The organism is Tolypothrix campylonemoides VB511288_2 (genome assembly GCF_045999855.1).
GTDB lineage: Bacteria > Cyanobacteriota > Cyanobacteriia > Cyanobacteriales > Nostocaceae > Scytonema > Scytonema bouteillei_A.
On sequence record NZ_JBFPMW010000008.1, the window covers coordinates 263,807 to 285,859 of the forward strand.

Genomic DNA, 22,053 nt, shown 5'->3' on the forward strand with positions numbered 1-22,053 from the left:
TTTTAATTACCAAAGTCGCTGAATTGAATAGGCATCAAAGGCTGAATCGGCACTTAAAATAGGCACTTCTTCGACAATAGATTGTGCAATTAAAAGCCTATCAAAAGGATCGCGATGGAGAAAAGGAAGAGTAACAACAACAGCAAGATGGTTGATTGAGATGTTTAGCGCAGAGAAGTCATTTAAACTGAGTTGCTGCTCTATTAATTCATGAAATGGTTGTTTTAAGCCAAGTTTACCAGTGCTTTGCTTTATCGCCATTTCCCAAATACTAGGTGTACTTAGTAGAATTTCGTTATTGTTATCATCCACTAATGTCCGTGCTGTGATACTGAGCTTCTGTTCGTCTAGAATATACCAAAGAAAGATATGAGTGTCTATTAACAGCCTCATTACATATAGTCCTTAAAACCTTCTAACGGTTCATCAAAATCATCAGATATTGTAATCAAACCTTTAGCACTTCCTGCACGACGACGCTTAACAGGCAATAATAGAGTGAGTTTGACAACTGGCTGATTGTCTTCTGTAATGACAATTTCTTCTGCACTCTTCACAGCTTCAATTAATTCCGGCAAATTTTTAGATGCTTCAGCGAGAGTTACTTCCTGCATGGCTGTTACCTCTTACTCATAAATCAATTTTGACATTGGTATTTTAGAAATGCCAAACAACTTCATTCCTAAAAAGTTTTTGTGAACCAGACGTCTTATCTCATCTGTTAACCTAATACTGGAGAATTTACAATGGCTAACTTAACATTACCACTGCGATTACCATGTTTATCATCCCAATAACGACATGTGGTTACTATATACATCAGCCCAGATTTTACCCGAATATCCGTAAACTCGATCTCAACCTAAAACTTGGAGGACTGCATAGCACGTCGAAAGGAACTTTCAAAATTCACAACACAGATATCGGGTAGCTGTTTAGCCTAGCAATCAGCCATAGTCCACTAGCGAAATGATGCCATTCGACCCTCTTTCACCGATTTAGCTATGACATAATATGTCATTTGATTGTAGCAAATAATGTATATAAGCGGAATTGCTAGCACAGTTTTAAGTAGTGCGATCGCAAGTACTACGGGAAGGAATACTACTGAGCGCATTCGCGACTCAAAACAAGTTTTCCATTAGGAAGTTGATAGATGCCTTGTGGTTCGACAATCGGATCGCCTTTCTGCCACTGACGAATCATTGAATTGTTAGATGGGCGAGTATTGCTCGGTACAGTACGCACGCTACCAGTGGAATAAAGCGATACTGAGGCATCTCTAGGACGGTTAGGCAAGCCACCAGAACCCGTAATGACAAAAGTACCTTTTTGTTGATTACTACGAGCAATGCAGCTACTTGCAATCAGGGCGTTGGTATCAATTGAATTTTCTGGTAACTCCGTCAGGCTGTTTTGGATCAAGCTTGTGTCAGGTAAGCTAATAATTCCAGATGTTGATCCACTAGCATTAATATCCACGCGATTATTGTTATTTAAAATTTCAGGATCTGTACCTTTTGGAGCAGGTTTGTAACCCGAACCGAAGAAGGCAGGAGTATTAAAGATAACGTCACCGCCTTTGCCATCACGAGCGAAGGCGAGGATGTCACTGTCATCAAAGGCGATGATAGAGTTAGCAGTTAAGGTAATATTACCACCGCCGCTTGCGCCAATAGAAACATTTGTTCTAATATCGCTGTCGCCACGAAGCCGAATGTTTTTAGCAGCGATATCAATAGTGCCACCTGTAAACTGGGTGGCAGCAGTTGAGATGGAACTGTCTTTAGATTGCAGAGTTTCACGGACATTGATAAAGATATTGCCCGCGTTTCCACGTCCGCGAGAACTAGCAACTAATTGAGTCCCATCAGTTAGAGAAAGTGAGTTGGCTGTTATTTGAATATCTCCTCCCTGACCCTCAGCGCCCTCTCCCAGGTTAGTGAAGATAGATGCATTTCTTAGGGAGATGATATCGGAGACCTGAAGAGAAATATTACCAGCCTTGCCTTGTCCAAACATATTGGCATTAAACACTGCACCGTCAAATAAAGATACTGAACCAGTTTGAAGACCTATGTTCCCTCCATTGCCAACTACTCCAGTTTCTACTCGACTAAAAATCCCACTAGCAAATCCATCGCTATCTACTCCAGCGATGGTCAACCTATTGCGAACATCAATACTCACATTTCCAGCGTTGCCACGACCACCAGTCAAGGTATCAGAGGCAGCGCGAACAGTGGTTGCCAGTTGTGCCCCATTGGTCAGGGACAGCGAATCACCTGTAATCCTGATATCACCACCGTCACCTACGGCTCCTGCATTCACAGTACTCAATACGGCGCTGCCTAATCCGCTATTTGCTGTTCCATCAAAGGAAATAGCTCCCCTTGCTGTCAGTGAAATTGTTCCCGCTTTACCTTGTCCAGAAGTACTGGAAGTTAGTTGTCCGCCATTAGTTAATGAGAGTGAGCCTGCTGTAATGTTGATGTCACCTCCATTGCCCACTACACCCCGACCTACACTCGTCCCAACTCCACTAAAGAATGCACCACTTGCCCCATCCATCGTCACTGCATCGCGAACATTGATATTTACATTCCCCGCATCTCCACGTCCTGCGGCTAAAGAACCAGAAGCTTCGTAAACGCTAGTTTGCAATTGTGCGCCGTTATTCAACAACAGCGAGCTTGCTGTAATATTGATACCGCCCCCATTGCCTACTCCTCCTGCTTCCACACTGCTGAAGATAGTCGTGTTTCTACCAGCCAGAGATACTGCTTCATCTGCTTGCACAAATACACTTCCTGCATCTCCTAAACCAAAGGTAGCGACGGATACCTGAGCGCCATCAGTTAAAGACAGCGCTCTAGCATTCAGGCGAATGTTTCCCCCCTTGCCTTCTGCACCCTTTCCCAGACTGCTAGAAATAAGGGCATTTCTCAGGGAGACAGTATCTGTAGCTTGAATAGAAAGATTACCTGCTTTGCCCTGTCCCGACATATCGGCGTTCAGTAAACCATCGTCAAATAGAGACACTGAACCAGTTTGAATATTGATGTTACCACCATTGCCAACTGCTCCAGTTTCTACACCGCTGAGTATTCCACTGCGGAGTCCATCGCTACCAACTCCAGCGATGGTCAACCTATTGCGAACATCAATACTCACATTTCCAGCATTGCCACGACCACCAGGCACACTACCAGACGAACCGCGTACAATTGTTCCCAGTTGACTCCCTTTGAAAAGGGAGAGTGACTCTGCAGCAATCCTAATATCACCACCGTCACCTACTGCTCCTGCATCCACAGTACTCAATGCGGAACTGCCTATTTCACTGCCTGGTGTACCAAAAGAAATAGCTCCCCTTGCTGTCAGCGATATTGTTCCCGCTTTGCCTTGCCCAGCACTGCTTGCAGATAATTGCGCGTCATTGGTCAATGATATTGACTCTGCCGTAATGTTAATGTTACCCCCATTGCCGACTACACCCCGCTCGACAGAGGTAAAAACTCCACTTGGGAATATGCCATTTGCCCCATCTATCGTCACTGCATCGCGAACATTGATATTTACATTCCCCGCATCTCCACGTCCTGCGGCTAAAGAACCAGAAGCTTCGTAAACGCTAGTTTGCAATTGTGCGCCGTTATTCAACAACAGCGAGCTTGCTGTAATATTGATACCGCCCCCATTGCCTACTCCTCCTGCTTCCACACTGCTGAAGATAGTCGTGTTTCTACCAGCCAGAGATACTGCTTCATCTGCTTGCACAAATACACTTCCTGCATCTCCTAAACCAAAGGTAGCGACGGATACCTGAGCGCCATCAGTTAAAGACAGCGCTCTAGCATTCAGGCGAATGTTTCCCCCCTTGCCTTCTGCACCCTTTCCCAGACTGCTAGAAATAAGGGCATTTCTCAGGGAGACAGTATCTGTAGCTTGAATAGAAAGATTACCTGCTTTGCCCTGTCCCGACATATCGGCGTTCAGTAAACCATCGTCAAATAGAGACACTGAACCAGTTTGAATATTGATGTTACCACCATTGCCAACTGCTCCAGTTTCTACACCGCTGAGTATTCCACTGCGGAGTCCATCGCTACCAACTCCAGCGATGGTCAACCTATTGCGAACATCAATACTCACATTTCCAGCATTGCCACGACCACCAGGCACACTACCAGACGAACCGCGTACAATTGTTCCCAGTTGACTCCCTTTGAAAAGGGAGAGTGACTCTGCAGCAATCCTAATATCACCACCGTCACCTACTGCTCCTGCATCCACAGTACTCAATGCGGAACTGCCTATTTCACTGCCTGGTGTACCAAAAGAAATAGCTCCCCTTGCTGTCAGCGATATTGTTCCCGCTTTGCCTTGCCCAGCACTGCTTGCAGATAATTGCGCGTCATTGGTCAATGATATTGACTCTGCCGTAATGTTAATGTTACCCCCATTGCCGACTACACCCCGCTCGACAGAGGTAAAAACTCCACTTGGGAATATGCCATTTGCCCCATCTATCGTCACTGCATCGCGAACATTGATATTTACATTCCCTGCATTTCCACGTCCTGCGGCTAAAGAACCAGAAGCTTCGTTAACGCCAGTCACCAATTGTGCGCCGTTATTCAACAACAGCGATCCTGCTGTAATGTTGATACCACCTCCATTTCCTACCCCTCCTGCTTCCACACTGCTGAAGATAGTCGTGTTTCTACCAGCCAGAGATACTGCTTCATCTGCTTGCACCAATACACTCCCTGCGTCTCCCGAACCAAAAGTAGCTGCGACTATCTGAGCGCCATCAGTTATGGAAAGCGCTCCAGATCTAACGTTGATATTACCGCCTTTGCCAACTGCTCTACTTTGTAGATTGTTAAAGATAAAACTGTTCCCTATTTTGACGGAACCTGGAACATCAAGTGTAATGTCTCCTGCACGACTATTGACTCCTCCTGAGTCTCTTCTAATGCCTGCACGTAGGAAACTGTTTTCAGAAAGCTCTAAATTCTGAGCATTGATTGTCAAACTGCCACCATTATCGGCAACAACATTAGCTTCAGCCGCGTTTGTAAGAGTTACATTCGCTCGTGCTATATTCTCAGGAAAGCTCAGGCGTAAATTGTTACCATCAACGTCTATACCTACGGTTCCATCTCCTGCTAATCCTCCTATTTCTACATGACCGCCTAAAGCATTTAACCTTCCCCTATTTAAATTCACATCACCACCTACCAGGAGTAAACTCCGACCATCTGGAACCCGTAAACCAAGTACATTTGTTCCTACTGAGTTTGAACCTGAAATTGCTGTTGACCTGTTTTCTATGGCTGCATTTTGAATTTGGTTAAACAGCAACGCAGAAGGATTGACGGACAGTAAAGGATTTTGACTGTCAACGGTTGAATTGAGAGAAAATTTGTTATCTCCAGGAAACTGAATAGCACTAGCAGTCGTGGCTACAAACGAGCCACCGACTTCTAATCGAGCGTTAGGTCCAAAAATAATCCCGTAGGGATTCATGAGAAAAAGATTGGCGGTGCCATTTGCCCGAATCGTTCCTTGAATATCAGATGGATTTCCACCTGTAACTCTAGCCAAAATATTAACAATGCCGATGTCATTGAGGAAGGAGGCAGTACGATCGCTAGGAACACTAAAGTTAGTGAAGCTATGGAAAAGATTCCTACCACCAACGGTCGTGCCTCCTGTAATTTCAAAGACATTACCGTTAACCGTAACTACAGTTCCTACAGAGGGAGGTTGGTTAGACTGAGCAAGTGTTTTCGATATAACTCCCCCGAACACACCCTCTCCCACTCCCATTAAAGTCAACAAACCCACAAGTCCCGACTGCCAAAACCAACTGAGCCAGCTTTTCGTAAACATAAGATTTCTTGACCCTATGAGGACTTTGTTGACCAAAAATATTTTAAATTAAAGAGAAAAAATAAATTCACGAGCCATTGGAATGTACAAATTTCTTTAACATGACTCTAAGTTAGAGGGTCATGATAGTGAAAAGGAATAAAGGTTCTGAAACCCACGTAGGTGGGTTTCGCTTGTATAGCCGCGACTTCTAGTCGCAAAGGCAAGAATTAAAGATAAGTTAGTCGTTGTTTTTTGATAATGATACTCTTTTATTTTAACCACCAACCACTGTGGGGGCGCAATGCCTTGCGCCCCTACTAACCATTTACAACACATTACTCAGATATCGGTGGACAAACTGAACGCAAATTGACCCCTCACCCACTCCAGAAGCGACTCGCTTCACCGAACCGTGACGCACATCTCCGACTGCAAAAATACCGGGGATGTTTGTCTCTAGTAAAAAGGGATTGCGGTCTAGCGTCCATCCTTTAATAGGGCTGCCATCTTTTTGCAAGTCGGGACCCGTTAATATGTAACCGCGTTCGTCTCTTGCGATCGCGCCATCTAACCAATCGGTACGGGGAACAGCACCAATAAAGATAAACAAGGAAGTTGCTCTAACAGTTTGTGTTTCACCAGTTAAGGAGTTTTGAAGAGTCAGTGCTTCTAAACTTGTCTCGCCCTTTGCTTCTATCACGCTCGTATGTGTCTTAACTGTAATATTTGGTGTTTCTGCAATTTGGTCAATTAAGTATTGGGACATACTCTTTGTTAAAGAATCAGCACGTACAAGCATAGTGACGTGCTCGGCATACCTAGAAAAGTACATTGCCGCTTGTCCTGCTGAGTTTGCGCCTCCTATGATGTAAACTTCTTCTCCTTGGCAACTCAAAGCTTCACTCTGCGCCGCACCGTAATAAACTCCTGCACCTGTCAAACGTTCTAACCCTGGAATGTCTAACCGCCGCCACGAGACACCTAATGCCAAAATCATGGCATGGCAACTGATTTCCCTTCCATCACCCAATTGTACAATTCGATACTGGTCTTGTAAGCGAATACCCGTAACTTCTTGCGGAGTAAGAATCTCAACACCAAAGCGTTTTGCCTGAGTAACAGCGCGTCGTGCCAAGTCTCCCCCACTCAATCCAACAGGAAAACCAAGGTAATTTTCAATACGCGAGCTTGTCCCTGCTTGACCTCCAGGAGCTTCTCGTTCAATCATGACAGTGCGTAGCCCTTCCGATGCGCCATATACCGCAGCTGCCAAACCAGCCGGTCCACCGCCAATGATAATTAAATCGTAGAATGGCTTTTCTGCTTGGGTTCGCAGCCCAATTTTCTCAGCAACTTGGAGGTTGGTTGGCTGCATGAGAGTGGAACCGTCAGCAAAAAGAACGAGGGGTAAATTTAATTTATCGCAGTCAGCGTATTCAGCTAATTTTTGTGCTTCTTCTGATAGTTCGATATCCAACCACTGATAAGGTAGTTGATTCCGCGCTAAGAAGTCTTTTATTTGATGGGAATGGGGAGACCAGCGATTGCCAATAACACGAATGCCTTCAAATGGTGGACGGAAATCTGCTATCCAATAATCTAGCAAATCGTCAAGCACCGGGTATAAGCGTTCTTCTGGTGGGTCCCACGGCTTCATCAAGTAGTAATCGATTTTGGTGTTATTGATGGCGCGAATCGCAGCATCGGTATCTGCATAGGCGGTTAATAATGCCCGTTTTGCATCAGGGAACATTGACATGGCTTGTTCCAAAAATTCCACTCCAGACATTTGTGGCATTCGTTGATCGACTAAAAACAATGCCACTGGCTGATTGCGGAGCTTGATCTGTTCTAACGCTTCGAGCGCACTAGCACCAGATTCGGCGCGGATGATTCTGAAGCGATCGCCGTACTCTTGGCGTAGGTCCCGCGCCACAGCTTGTAAAACTTCTGGATCGTCGTCCACCGTCATAATTACAGGTTTCGTAGCCATAGCGCTTTGACAACCTCCCCTTGTTAAATTCCTGGTGTATTTTAGATTACATTAAATATTGGTACAAACCAATGAGAGTGCCATCTGGATCTCGAAGATAAGCTGTTTTTAAGTTGTAGTATGGATTATTCATGGGTGCAGCAGTAAAATTCACGCCTTTATGCCTCAATCTCTGATATTCTTCCTCTAAATCATGTACGATAAAAACTAGAGCTACAGTATCTTGGCATTCTGCATGAGCAGGCTTATCGGCATTGTGAATCATTTGTGCCATTTCTTGTCGTCGAAATAGAGTTAACCGCATATCTCCCGCTTTAAACTCAGCATATCCGGCTTCTTCATCTACCACTGCAACATCAAATTCAATAACCTCTTTATAGAAGAAAAAGCAATCTTTCCAGTTTTTGACAAGCAATCTTGTATATGCCGTATCAACTTTCATTTTGACCCCATAGGTGAGAGTTTAATTATTTATTTTCCTATTTCGCTGTCTCTATTGCCCCATAAATAAATCGAGTTGCCCATAAACGTTAATACTAAACGTAAATTCAATAGATAAATAGTTTCCTGAATACGTAGTTGGTAAAGGAGCAAAAGGTGCTGCTCGCTGGACGGCGTTCAGCGCAGCTTCATCAATAGCGTCGAATCCAGAGGGTTGTGCAACTTGAAGACCGGTGATTCGACCCGAACGACTAATAGTAAAGTAAAGGACTGTTCGGCGGGACGATTGGGTAAGTCCGGGTATCCATTGCTGCTTCACTCGTTGCTGCAATTGTGCTAGATAGGGACCCAAGTCATCCTTGCGAGCATCCATACCATCAACAGCTCGATTGGAGGGGTTAGAATCAGGTAGGGCGGCTAAATTTTCAATATTGCGACTTGATAAACTGACTGGACCACCCAAACGACTCGCTGCTCCTGATGTCCGAGATGGCTTAACTTTAGGTGGTGTGCTTTGAGTCGATCTAGGTTGTAATTGTCCGGATGAAGGGCTAGCTACCAGCTTTTGTGTGCGATTTGCTGGTTTAGTTGTAGGTGCAAGGTTTGTTTGGCTGGGTTTAGGTTTTGTAAAAGTGGTACTGCGAGCAATAGTTGTTTGCTGGGGTTTGGGTTGTGATGGTATCGCAGATGGAGTTGGTGTTGGTTGCGTTGCGGGTGTTGGGGACGTTCTGACGCGACGCGCTAGCGTGGATTGTCGGAGTTTGTTGTTTAATGCTGTGGTGTCGTTGGGAGTTGGTGTTGGTTGTACTTCGGGTGATAGGGACGTCCTGACGCGACGCGCCAGAGTGGATTGTCGGAGTTTGTTGTTTAATGCTGTGGTGTCGTTGGGAGTTGGTGTTGGTTGCGTTGCGGGTGATGGGGACGTCCTAACGCGACGCGCCAGAGTGGATTGTCGGAGTTTGTTGGTTAATGCTGTGGTGTCGGGAGTTGGTGTTGGTTGCGTTGCGGGTGATGGGGACGTCCTAACGCGACGCGCCAGAGTGGATTGTCGGAGTTTGTTGGTTAATGCTGTGGTGTCGGGAGTTGGTGTTGGTTGCGTTGCGGGTGATGGGGACGTCCTAACGCGACGCGCCAGAGTGGATTGTCGGAGTTTGTTGGTTAATGCTGTGGTGTCGGGAGTTGGTGTTGGTTGCGTTGCGGGTGATGGGGACGTCCTAACGCGACGCGCCAGAGTGGATTGTCGGAGTTTGTTGGTTAATGCTGTTGTATCGTTGGGAGTTGGTGCTGGTTGTATTTCGGGTGTTGGTGTTACAACAGATGGATTTTCCTCTTTTTGTGGAAGTTGCGGTTCTGGAGAAGTGTTGGTGGGAACTTCCGAGCGAGCGATTTGAGGTTCTGTTTGTTGCGCCAGAGGTGCGATCGCTTGTGATGGTTGCGATTGCTGTTGTTGAGATGATGAATTTGGTGATATTGCTGGTTGTTGCGTTGGTGGCTGTGGTGGCGATACTGTTGCTGGATTTGGTTCGGGTAAGGTTTGAGGGCGAACAGTAGGGGTTTTGGATTCTGCTGGTAATGCCGATTTTGTGACAGCAATTGAGCTTTTCTGTTTAACTTTGCCACCGTTTGCAGAATCTCTGGCTGCTCGTTTTGAGGTTTCTGGAGGTTTCTTTGCTGGTTCGGGAGGAACTTCAAGATATTCTATTGGAATGGGTTGGGAAAGTTCTTTCTCGCGATTGGGCTTAAAAACTTGCAACCAATAATCCATGCCAAATAATACGATGGCGTGTAGGAGGATGGAAGTGACCAGATAAAAGAGCAAATCTCTGGGAAAGCGATCCCTCTGTTCTGTCTTTTCTGTCTTTTCTGGCTGTGATGTATAAGACTTAACCATAGCGAGCTAGTGTCCTATTTTCTTAACAACAGCCTCAAAATTGTATCTAACATTGGTTTGGTATGTTCCAGCTACGTATAACGAGTATTTTTCTCCTTAATTATAGAAAGATTACCGAATAATCTGCACTCCTGTCTTTCATGTTCTTGCGGAAAATGTTCTTATCTTGCTTGCAGCAGAATAAAAACTTCAGAAAAGCAATAGTTTTCTGACTTCTTCTCTCTACGTAATCTGTAGATTTATAGTTAAGTATTTTACTATAAATCTACAGATCGCGCAGAGGAAAAAGATAAGGAATTGCCACCTAAATCAAACTTTTATAAGTCATTCTAACAGGGATAGGCGATCGTAAATACCTTGTATCCAACTGAAAATGTTGGGTTGAGGCTGTAGGGGAGCTAGCTTAACTTATAAACAGGTGCAGTATTTAAACACAACGAGAATTAAGAGGGAAAATGCTGCACCTAAATAAAACACGCTGTTGATACCTCCAAAACCAAAAGCTACAAGCATCAGTAGCGGTCCTAAAGTTTGGCCCAATCCAAAAAACGTGCCATTGACAGATAAAATTGTCGCTAAATACTGTTTTGGTGCAATCTCGGTTAACCGAGTTTGTATACTTGGAGAACCAATTCCCAAACCAATACCAAAAATTGTCGTCGGAATCAAGAGTAACCAAATATTCTTTACTAGGGGAACAGTTAACAGAGCTAAAGCATATAAAATGAAAGATGCTCTAATCAATGTTGTAGAGTGGTACTTTTTCGATAACCTTCCTAATTGTGATGATGTAATTGTAATAGCCACGGAAACGCTAGATAGTAATAATCCAATGGTAGCTGCGGGCGCTTTAAATGTCTGACTAATAAGTTGAGGTAGATAAGTTATGTAAGCCCCGTAGAGAAGAACAAAGTTAGCAGCACTACCAATAAATAACCCAGCTAATTTGCGATTTTTTAAAGTTTGTAGAGCATTTTTCAAATACTCTTTTAAGTTTCTTTCTCCCTGGGGTTCTTGATTTTTCAATGTAAATAATACCAGAAACCCAATTGGAATTGCTGTTACAGGCAATAAAAAGGGGTAGTACCAACCAAAAGTTGCTAGCAAACCACCTATTGTCGGGTAAAATGCTGTACCAATACTAGTAACGCTAGCATTGTAACCCATTGCCATTGTGCGTCTATCAGCAGCATATATATCGCCAATTAAGGTAATACTGAGAGATAGCAAAGAAGCTGCACCAATTCCTTGTAGGAACCGCAGTAAAAGCAACAGGTTAAAATCGCGAGCTAATGCACAAGCTGTACCTGCTAGACCAAATATAAACAGAGAAGGAACAATAATTTTTTTCCTCCCCATGCGATCGGCTAGGACACCAATAAAAGGACCTAGGATAACAGTTGGAAAAGTAAATACCGTGACTAATAATCCCAAATTTTTTGGGTCAACATTTAATGCTTGAGCTAGTTTAGGAAAAGCAGGGGTAATGCTAGAAACTCCAATGACTGCTATGAGAGAAACTGCACAAATAATTTGAAAATTTGTGTCTAAGTACAATGGTTTGGGTGACTCTGGCTGGCTGTCTGGGCTGGCTGGTTCCATGAATTTAATTTCTCAATACAAGAGATTTGTAAGTAATTAGTACCAATGCATCAATTTATCAAAAAGTCCGCATCAACTTAAGTATTGATGACTTTCAAGACACAAGAATCTCTATGGTGGAGTTTTTACGGTTATGGCAATCCTATTTTTCTGGTAAAAATTTACAGATCCCAGAGACCCGGCTTTTTTAAGAAGTCAGGGCTCTAACTTGGATATATGAGAAATTCACTTGACAGGTACAGGGAAGGAACTCACCACGCTGTGGTAAGCTAATGCATCTTTAAATCGTATAGCATGAGAGGCAAGATGCCAATACCGCAGGAGTAGTTAAATATCAAGGACACTTCTTTGCGAACTCCTCATACATACTTGTATTTACTTATACCATGCTACTAAATGATTGCTATATGCGATCGCCAAGTCCCGTTCAACCAGGGGGAATCTCATTTGTTTCAAAGATTTCAGGAATTAGTCTTACACTTATACTTACGCAAGCTTCTCAATTTCAATCGCACTCCAACCTGATTTACGTAAATATATCAGTTGTCTCTGAGAATTTATTTATGCCACTATAGTCATGACACTAAAACTTAATAGTATAAAGTTTTAGAAATCAAATAGAACCTTAGCATTACTACTGTCTATCAATCTATCATCACTATTTCCAAAATACTTCCTGATACCAAACAGACAATCTTCCTCAAACACATGTTGTTCTTTATTGAGAGTTCTTAATAAAGAACAACATGAAGATCGTCAAACTCTTGTAAGAAAATAATGGAATTGAATGATAAATTTGATTCTTTAATTATGTATTGACAAGACTTTTTGTCAAGACGATGTTAAGGCGTGTTTCCTAGTTTTATGGCCAACCCATAACTGATTGAAGATTCGGAGGTAGAGGGTAACAGGAATGATGTTTGTTGGAGTTGAGATTTCCAAAAACTCGTAGATAGCTTGCAACCAGAGGGATTTTAAACCACTGGAGCAGCTTTGTTAATGGAATAAAAGGTATTAATATCACCTTCCATTTGATTCTTCATAACTGCCCTTTGCCTTCCTTAATAAAATGTCGATCTAAGTCTCAAAAGCTTTGAAATAGAAATATGAAGCGTCTTGTTGTTTGTTGTGATGGAACTTGGCAACAGTTAACTAGCCCTTACCCAAGCAATGTGGTGAAACTGGCTCAATCCGTGAAATCTATCGCCCGTGATGGGGTTGCACAGATCGTGTTCTATGACGAAGGTATTGGAACCGAGAGTCAAAAGGTTTTAGGGGGCGCGACTGGACTGGGAATCGATAGAAATATAGAAGATGGCTACCGATTTCTGAGTCTTAACTATGTTCCTGGTGATGAAATCTATTTGTTTGGCTTCAGTCGTGGTGCTTACACGGTAAGAAGTTTAGCAGGTATGATCTATTGCTCTGGTCTGCTAGATCGCCCTCATGTTACCAAAACCCATGAAGCTTACGAGCTTTACCGTAACCGAAATATTAAACCTAAGGATCGCTTAGCAGCAGAATATCGTGAAAGCTACGGAGATCGCGTTCCTATCACTTTGGTCGGTTGTTTTGATACTGTTGGTGCGCTTGGTATCCCTGGATTACCCGCCTTCAGTAAGCTGCACGAGCAATTGAATAAGCGCTACAGATTCCATGACACCACTTTAAACAAATGCGTTCAAAATGCTTTGCACGCAATGGCGATCGATGAAATCCGCGAAGTCTTTGATGTGACTCCTATGAAGAAGCATCCTGAGGCTGAAAACCAGCGAGTGATTCAAAAATGGTTTCCTGGCGAGCATGGCTGCGTTGGTGGTGGAACCGAAGAACAAAGCGGTTTATCCGATGCTGCTTTGCAGTGGATGATTGATTCGATTGGTGAGTTGGGATTGGGACTTGACTTCGATACAAGTATGATTCCTACAGGTATCAACCCCAATTATGAATGTGACTTTAAGAACGATCCTGGATTCTTTAAATTGGCAGGAATCAAACTTCGTGAAGTCGGTGATGCCATTGAAGATCTTCATGATAGCACGCTCAAGCGTTTGAAAGGTCGTAAGGATTATAGACCCAAGAATCTACAACAAATTCTTTCCAAATTAGATACCCACGTATAAGTTACCTGCAACAAGACAAGCAGGCGTTCAAAGACTTTCAAAAGCGTTTGAGGGAAATCGAACAAAAAACTTCCGAGCGGAATGCTACTTTGGTAAAATCCGGTCAAAAACCCTATATCTATCTCCTACCGTCTCGAACTCCGCAAAGTATTGCTATTTGAGTGAGCGGAAGAACTGGCTAAACGGGAAAAAGATAACTTTCACTGCAACGCACATTTAAATTGAAGAAGGCAGAAGTACGAAGGCAGAGGGCAGAAGGTTCCATTTAGAAGGGGATTCAGACCCCTCCTAAATGGTAGCGACTGAACGGAGTTCAGTCGGGGTCTTAAACCCTTGTTCCCTTTGGTCACTCGCAGAGAGCGGAGCCAGTATTCTCGAATGCCTCCTGCAAAGCTGCCCTCTGCCTTTCTTAATAAAAATGGCAATGAAAAGGAGTAAGAGTCTGACTCTTACTCCTTTTTATTGCATTTTACCCGTATTTAGCGATGCGTTTCATAAGGAACACGATCGCCTTTTTCAGCAGCTTCTAACGCCAATGAAGGACGGCGTGGCGCAAAGCGAGCGCGAATATTGCTAATTACGATGTAAAGGATTGGCACAACAAACAAACTTAAGAACGTTGCTACTAACATTCCACCGAACACGGCTGTCCCCAAAGATTTACGGCTTGCTGCACCTGCACCTGTAGCGACTGCTAGTGGATAAATACCCAACAGAGTAGAAAGAGCAGTCATCAGAATGGGTCGCAAACGTTGTTGTGATGCTTCCACAGCAGCTTTAGCAATCGAAAGACCTTGGTCTCTCAATTGGTTAGCAAACTCCACAATCAAAATTGCGTTTTTACTTGCCAAACCAATAAGCATTACCAAACCAACTTGACAAAAGACATCGTTAGGTAAGCCCCTTAACAACTGAGCTGATAGCGCCCCCATGATAGCTAAGGGAACTGACAGCATGATGATCAAGGGGTCAACGTAGTTTTCATATTGTGCTGCTAGCACCAAAAAGACGAAGACCAACCCCAAACCAAAAATGAGAGGTGCTTGACCGCCAGATTGTAACTCTTCTGCAGCAGTTCCCGACCATTCATAACCAAAACCTGCTGGTAAAATTTGTTTTGCGAGTCCCTCCATTGCTTGAATAGCCTGTCCGGAACTAAAACCGGGTGCTGCAGCACCGTTAATTGCAATCGAGCGAAATAAGTTGTAATGGTTAATGGTCTGCGCCCCAGTTGCTGAAGTTATTTTCACTAAATTACTGAGGGGAATCATTCGATCGCTAGCAGAACGGACATACAAACGACCAATATCTTCAGGATTGGAACGGAATTGAGCATCTGCTTGAACGTAAACTCGGTAAGTCCGCTGAAGATAGTTGAAGTCATTAACGTAGCGGGAACCCAAATAACTTTGTAGAGTGTTAAAAATCTCATCAACATCGACTTGTAGAGCTTTAGCTTTATTGCGGTCTACCTCAATTAAAAGTTGAGGTGTATCTGCAGCAAAGGTACTAAAGACAGCTTGTAACCCCGGAGTTTGATTTCCTTGACCAAGTAATTGACCCATGACCTGTACCATAGCATCCAAGCCACTCGTACCTCTTCTGTCTTGTAACTGGAATTCAAAGCCGCTGAAGTTACCCAAACCTTGGATGGCTGGTGGGTTAACTGGTAAAACCCTCGCTTCCGTAATTGTGGATAGCTTTCCAAATAAATTACCAATAATTCCTTGTACTGACTGACCTGGTTGAGTCCGCTCATCCCAAGGTTTCAAGGTTGTAAAAATAACACCATTGTTGACCGTGCTACCAGTAAAACCAAAACCACCTATGGCAAAAGTCCCTACAACTTCTGGTAACTTGAGAATTTCCTCTTCTACCTGACGCATAACTTTACTCGTGTAATTAAGCGAAACTCCTTGTGGACCTTGGATGATAGTGATGAAATATCCTTGGTCTTCATCAGGAATAAACGCTGTAGGTACGCGAGTATAAAGCCATCCTGTAAACCCTAAAGACAGAACAAACAACAGTACAACAATAGCTTTTAGACGGACAAGGCGCTTGAGTAACCAAGTATACCCGCTTGTCATGGCATCAAGAAATCGGTTAATTATACCAAAAAACCAGCCAAAAATACCGCCCTGTCTTTGCTGGGGACGCAGTAACAAGCCAGCTAAAGAAGGAGTGAGGGTAACCGCAAGGAAGGTAGATATTGCGATCGAAAAGGCTATTGTTAAAGCAAATTGTTTGTAAATTTGGCCTGTTGAACCAGGAAAGAAAGCAACCGGTACAAACACAGCCATCAACACTAGAGAAGTCGCGATAACTGCTCCAAAAAGTTCGTGCATTGCGGAAGATGCGGCTTGACGTGGCGACATCTCTTCTTGTTGAATGAGACGGGCAATGTCTTCTACTACAACGATCGCATCATCGACCACCATACCTGTTGCTAGGGTTAAACCAAATAAGGTCAAGGTATTGATGGAAAAATTGAACACTTTTACAAAGGCAAAAGTGCCAATCAATGCCAGGGGAATAGTAACGATGGGAATGATAGTGGTGCGCCAATCTTGTAAGAAAAGAAAAATCACTAAAACAACGAGGATAATTGCTTCAAACAATGTCTTGGCAACTTCTGCGAGTGATTCTTCTACAAACGAGGTCGTATCGAACGCCACTTGATATTTCATCCCTGGTGGAAAATCCAGGGCAAGTTTTGCCATTTCTTCTTTAACAGCCTTCGCAACACTCAAAGCATTACTACCTGGAATTGGAAATATTCCAATCCCAACACCTTCTTGACCTCTAAATCTAAGGAATGTGTTGTAGTTTTCTGCTCCGAGTTCTGCCCGACCGATATCTTTGAGCTTAACAAGCGTACCATCCTGACCGGATTTAATCACCATGTCCTCAAATTCGGATGGTTCTCTAAATCGACTCAGCGCCCGCAGGTCTACCTGATACATTTGGCTTTCTGGAGCAGGTTGCTGACCAATTTGTCCAGCACCTACCTGTATGTTTTGCTCGTTGAGAGCATCAACCACATCTTGGGCTGTGAGGCTGCGACTTGCAAGCCGGTTGGGGTCGAGCCACAGACGCATTGCATAACGGCGTTCGCCAAAAATCCGAGCTTCACTCACACCGTTAATTCTTTGTAGGGCATCTACTAAGTAGAGGTCAGCGTAGTTGCTTAAGAAGATGTTGTTATACTCGTTCTTGTCGCTGTACAGTCCCATCGCTAACAAGATATTGTTAGATTGCTTGCTAACACTGACTCCCGTTCGCTGGACTGCTTCTGGTAACTGAGGTTCAGCTAGAGACACTCGATTTTGTACGTCAACTGCTGCAATATCTTTATTCCGCGATGCATCAAATGTGACTGTGATGGTACTATTGCCAGTACTGCTACTACTTGAGGTCATGTACTTCATGCCCTCAACCCCGTTAATTTCTCTTTCTAAAAGAGTGGTTACGGTATTTTCCACAACGTCAGCATTGGCACCAACATAATTGGCAGAAACGTTTACTTGAACTGGGCTAATTTCGGGATACTGCGCTGCGGGTAACGTGGGAATACTGATTGCTCCCACTAGAAAAATAACGATCGCGCAAACACTCGTAAATACAGGTCGCTTGATAAAGAAGTCAACGAACATAGGAAAATTGCTAATTGCTAAAAAGCCAGTTGCTAATAGCTAATAGCTAATGGCTAATAGTTATGAATTAGCCCGTCTTCTATTAGCTATTAGCCCGTCTTCCATGACTTACGATTCAGGAATAATCGGTGCTCCATCTCTAAGATTGAGTAGCCCTGAGACGATGATTCTATCTCCTGGCTGCAATCCTTCAAGAACTTGGTAATTATTACCTTTGATATTGCCCAACTTCACTCGCTTTTGCCGAGCTACAAGTTGAAATCCTCCGCCTTGCGCGGATTGCGGTGATGGTGATGCTGGTGGTGTTTGAGCTACATACACAAAGGTTTCTCCTGCTACTCGAGTGACGGCTGTTGTTGGAACTAAAACTCCTGGGCGTTGGTTCCAGATCACTCTAGCTCGTGCAAATTGATCTGCCCTCAGTTGATTTCTATTGTTGTCGTAAAGGGCTTTAATCAGTACTGCTTGGTTGTTAGTGTTTGCACTTGGTGAAATAAAAAATACCCGACTCATGCCTAAACTTTTACCTTGTGCGTCCATGACCTCCACTGGTGTTCCTTTACGTAATTGAGGTCCGCGCTCAATTGGTACAAAAATGTTTAATTCTAAAGGTTGGTTTTGCGTAATTGTAGCTAATTGTGTAGATGTATTGACAAAATCTCCCACTTTGACTGGTATATCTCCAACTGTACCCGGAAAAGGAGCAGTGATTTTGTAGTACTGAAGTTGAACTTGCTGTTGATTAATATTTGCTTGTGCTTGCTGTAAAGATTTTTCTGATTGGATGATACTGGCAGTTTGTGCTTTTATCCGCGCTTCTGTAGCACGGAGTTGCGCTTGTGCTGTTTCTAACCTATTTGCATACTGATCTCGTACCTGTCGGGATTCTGCGCCTTCTGCAGCTAAGCGAGCATAGCGATCGTATTCTCGCTGGTTCAATTTCACATCAGATAGATTCGATAAGCGCTCTGCTTGTAGGGATTGAAGAGTTGCACGCGCATTTTCCAATTGCGATCGCGCTACCTCTGCTGCTGCTGCAACACTACTCACAGATGCTTGTTGCTCTCTGGCATCAACTTGGATAATTGGATCTCCTGCTGCTACTGTATCTCCCGCTCTAGCATATATCTGAGCGATCTGACCCTGAATTCTGGGTTGAAGATTGACCGACCGACGAGATTCCAGATTGGCAACAAACTCCGAACTGTCCTCTATGATACCTGTTTGCACCGTAGATATCTTAACTCTTACCCCAGGGGGCTGAGCGCTAGCAGGCGTAGGTTCTTTTTGTCCGGGGGCAAGGAAACGCCAAAGTGCATAGCCTCCTCCTGCCAGTACTCCCAGAGCTACCAACAACCAAAGCCACCGCCGCTGTTTGCGAGGTGGCTCTTCTGAGGTTCCCTCTGGAAGATTATCTTCAAAATGAGTTTGAGACTCAGAGAATTTCATGACTTACAGGCACCTAAGGAGAAACTAACTGGAAGCTAATAGGATTTTTATCCTAGTATAAGATTTATATCTTTTGGTCGAGGCTATGTCGGTAAATCGTGATATGTGACCTACCCAAATATAATGGCTTTCCTCCAGTTATTTATCTATCCAAAGAAGAATGCTATTGCTAGCTTACATAAAAAGTCAGCTTGTTGTCTTTTCAGTTCTTGCGGAGTTATTCTAATTTTGCTTTTACACCTACATCTAATATCCTGTTACCATTTTCAATCCTCATCAGGATAGAATTTGTTTGTAAATTTTATACGGACTGCTATAATAACCTTACAATCAATGCCGTCCACCCAGTTTGATGGCTAGCACCCAAACCAGAACCCGTGTCACCACAAAAGTACTCGTGAAAAAGAGTTAAGTGACGCCAATAAGCATCTACAGAAAAATATTGGTTTTTCCCTTGCCAAGGACAATACCCTCTTGTATCCGGAAGGAAAATACTAGCTAAGCGTCGGGAAATTTCTTGTGAAACTTGCCCCAAATTCATCATTTGTCCGGAACCTGTGGGGCATTCAACTAATAAATCATCGCCGTAAAATTGGTAATAACGGTCTAGAGCTTCCACAAGCAAGTAATTCAGGGGAAACCAAATAGGTCCGCGCCAGTTAGAGTTACCGCCAAACAAGCTACTATTTGATTCTCCAGGAAGATACTCAACACGGTACTCTCGATCGTCAATAGGAAAAACGTAGGGATGTTCTAGATGAAAGCGAGATAGGGAACGGATACCGTAGGGGGAAAGAAATTCGTTTTCATCTAGCAAATAGTGCAGCACTTGTTGCAAGCGTTCTCTTGTGGGAATTGCTAGCAAAAGATGATTGGTCGCTTTTGCTTTTTTCATGCAAGAGATATACTCGGTGACGTTTTGGCGGTTTTCCAAAAACCAATGCATTCGTTTGGTAAACCCTGGTAAATTTTGGATAACCTGAAAATCCAAAGTTTCTACTGCAAGTAAGATGACAATTCCCACAAGAGAGCGTACTTTCAAAGGTATATACTTGCTATCGACTGCCAACCAATCATAATAAAAGCCATCTTCTTCATCCCAAAGCCCGGTTCCTCCAATGGTATTCGTCGCCTCAGCAATGGCCATAAAGTGTTCAAAAAACTTAGAAGCAATATCTTCGTAAGCTGGATCTTCTTCAGCAAGTTCTAATGCCATTGCCAGCATAGTTACGCAGTAAAATGCCATCCAAGCAGTCCCATCGGCTTGTTGGAGTTCGCCCCCAGTAGGCAAAGGTTTGGAACGGTCAAAAACACCTATATTGTCCATTCCTAAAAAACCACCCGCAAAGATGTTTTTTCCAGCAACGTCTTTACGATTTACCCACCAAGTAAAGTTCAACAACAGTTTTTGAAAGACACGAGTGAGAAAAATACGGTCTTTCTGACCTTGCTCGGCAGTGATTTTGTAAATACGCCAGCAAGCCCATGGGATAACAGGTGGGTTTGTACCGGAAAAGTCAAACTCGTAAGCGGGTAGCTGTCCGTTGGGATGCATATACCACTCACGTAAAAACAAAATCAGTTGCTGCTTGGCAAAATCTGGGTCAATTTTGGCAAAGGCGACGAGATGGAAAGCAACATCCCAAGTTGCATACCAAGGATACTCCCATTTATCTGGCATGGAAATCACATCGCGATTGTAAAGGTGAGTCCAATCAGCGTTGCGAACCTCTTCATTTCTCTGGAGTGGCGGTTGTGAAGGATCTCCTTCAAGCCAATCTTTGATACCGTAATGATAGAATTGTTTGGACCAAAGCAAGCCGGCATAAGCTTGTCTTGTTACCAGGTTTTCATGTTGAGACAGTTCGGATGAAATACGATTTTTGTAGAATTCTTCTGTTTCACAAATGCGTTGTTGAAAGATTTGCTGGAAGTTTTGCCCAAATGGATGTGCTGGTGCTTCTTCTTCAGAAAACAAGCGCAATCTGAGTGTTACTTCCTCGCCAGCCGGAACTTCCAAGCAGTATTGTACTGCTGCTTTAGTTCCCACCATCTTGGGATTAATAGCATCCTTCTGTCCGTGTACGATGTATTGGTGAAAAGCATCTTTGACATAGGGAGTGCTGTTTTCTACATTAAATAACCTTTCCGAATTAGTCTCGTTTTCAGTAAACAGAAAATTAGGAGTGTTCTGCCCTAGAATCGGTTCGGCGATAAAACGGAATTTACCTAATGTTTCATGAGAAAGCAAAAGCTCTCCATCTTTTTTATATTCAATGCAGGGTTTTGTCCAGTAACTTTCACCCGTGCGACCCCAAGACCAACTGTTCTTAAACCAAATTGTGGGTAAAACATGGAGTTTGGCGGTTTCTGAACCGCGATTGACAACTGTAATTTTGATTAATATATCGTTGGGTGAAGCTTTTGCATACTCTGCAAATATATCAAAGTATTTATTTTCTTCAAAAATTCCAGTATCAATAAGTTCAAACTCTCCTAAATCCTTGCTTCGGTTGCGGTTCTCTTCTACGAGGCGTGTATATGGAAATTCTTTCTGTGGGTACTTGTACAAGGCTTTCAAATAGGAATGTGTTGGGCTTGAGTCTAAATAAAAGTAATATTCTTTGACATCTTCCCCATGATTGCCTTCAGTATTCGTTAAGCCAAAAAGACGTTCTTTAAGAATGGGGTCTTGTCCGTTCCATAGTGCAAGAGCAAAACACAAACGTCCTTCGCGATCGCATATTCCCAAAAGCCCATCTTCTCCCCACCTATAAGCTCGCCTCCGGGCGTGGTCGTGGGGCAAATAGTCCCAGGAAGACCCATCTGTTGAATAGTCTTCACGCACGGTTCCCCACTGTCTTTCTGCTAAGTAAGGTCCCCAGCGTTTCCAGTTTTTCTCGCGTCTTGTATCTTCTGCAAGGCGTAAAGATTCAGCATCAAGGTTATCTTTCTGGTTCATGGACAAATACCAGTCTACTCAAACCAAATGTAAAGTTAAGTAAAGTGTGACGA

The 22,053-nt window shown here is 43.6% G+C and carries 11 protein-coding genes; 1 reads left to right on the forward strand and 10 read right to left on the reverse strand.

The genetic code is table 11. The features are described 5' to 3' along the window. Nucleotides 1–6: 6 nt before the first annotated feature. The 7 genes from AB0756_RS24065 to AB0756_RS24095 all read right to left on the reverse strand — a co-directional run bounded on the left by AB0756_RS24065 (nucleotide 7) and on the right by AB0756_RS24095 (nucleotide 11,810). Complete coding sequence (locus tag AB0756_RS24065) at nucleotides 7–393, reverse strand: type II toxin-antitoxin system VapC family toxin (protein WP_038081950.1); 387 nt, start codon at nucleotides 391–393, stop codon at nucleotides 7–9. After that, a complete protein-coding gene (locus AB0756_RS24070) occupies nucleotides 393–614 on the reverse strand; it encodes a type II toxin-antitoxin system Phd/YefM family antitoxin (RefSeq protein ID WP_038081948.1) in 222 nt (73 codons plus the stop codon). Before AB0756_RS24070 ends, AB0756_RS24065 begins: the two co-directional genes overlap by 1 nt. 490 nt (nucleotides 615–1,104) lie before the next feature. Next, nucleotides 1,105–5,901, reverse strand: coding sequence for a two-partner secretion domain-containing protein (locus AB0756_RS24075; protein ID WP_167844745.1), 4,797 nt, complete (start codon nucleotides 5,899–5,901; stop codon nucleotides 1,105–1,107). A gap of 307 nt (nucleotides 5,902–6,208) precedes the next feature. Beyond that, nucleotides 6,209–7,876 carry a response regulator gene (locus tag AB0756_RS24080; RefSeq protein WP_038081941.1) on the reverse strand — a complete coding sequence of 556 codons (1,668 nt, stop codon included), beginning with the start codon at nucleotides 7,874–7,876 and terminating at the stop codon, nucleotides 6,209–6,211. A 46-nt stretch (nucleotides 7,877–7,922) separates the two neighbouring features. Then, the gene (locus AB0756_RS24085; RefSeq protein WP_038081939.1) at nucleotides 7,923–8,318 is read right to left on the reverse strand and encodes a VOC family protein; all 396 of its coding nucleotides are present in this window, start codon (nucleotides 8,316–8,318) and stop codon (nucleotides 7,923–7,925) included. 51 nt (nucleotides 8,319–8,369) lie between these two features. Further along, nucleotides 8,370–10,208, reverse strand: a complete 1,839-nt coding sequence (locus AB0756_RS24090) for an energy transducer TonB (protein WP_408019788.1) — start codon at nucleotides 10,206–10,208, stop codon at nucleotides 8,370–8,372. A 408-nt stretch (nucleotides 10,209–10,616) separates the two neighbouring features. Further along, entirely contained in the window at nucleotides 10,617–11,810 is a 1,194-nt protein-coding gene (locus tag AB0756_RS24095) for an MFS transporter (RefSeq protein ID WP_050045211.1), read from the reverse strand. 1,106 nt (nucleotides 11,811–12,916) lie between these two features. Here AB0756_RS24095 and AB0756_RS24100 point away from each other — a divergent pair. Then, nucleotides 12,917–13,933 (forward strand): DUF2235 domain-containing protein, encoded by a 1,017-nt coding sequence (locus AB0756_RS24100; RefSeq protein ID WP_038078936.1) that lies wholly within the window; start codon nucleotides 12,917–12,919, stop codon nucleotides 13,931–13,933. A 479-nt stretch (nucleotides 13,934–14,412) separates the two neighbouring features. Here the strand turns inward: AB0756_RS24100 and AB0756_RS24105 are convergent, their stop codons facing one another. From AB0756_RS24105 to AB0756_RS24115, 3 genes are all read right to left on the reverse strand, one after another. Beyond that, nucleotides 14,413–17,589, reverse strand: a complete 3,177-nt coding sequence (locus AB0756_RS24105; RefSeq protein WP_038078939.1) for an efflux RND transporter permease subunit — start codon at nucleotides 17,587–17,589, stop codon at nucleotides 14,413–14,415. A 108-nt stretch (nucleotides 17,590–17,697) separates the two neighbouring features. After that, nucleotides 17,698–19,038, reverse strand: coding sequence for an efflux RND transporter periplasmic adaptor subunit (locus AB0756_RS24110; protein WP_038078942.1), 1,341 nt, complete (start codon nucleotides 19,036–19,038; stop codon nucleotides 17,698–17,700). A gap of 313 nt (nucleotides 19,039–19,351) precedes the next feature. Further along, nucleotides 19,352–22,000: an MGH1-like glycoside hydrolase domain-containing protein gene (locus AB0756_RS24115; RefSeq protein ID WP_038078944.1), complete on the reverse strand. Its 2,649-nt coding sequence runs from the start codon at nucleotides 21,998–22,000 to the stop codon at nucleotides 19,352–19,354. Nucleotides 22,001–22,053: the final 53 nt, after the last annotated feature.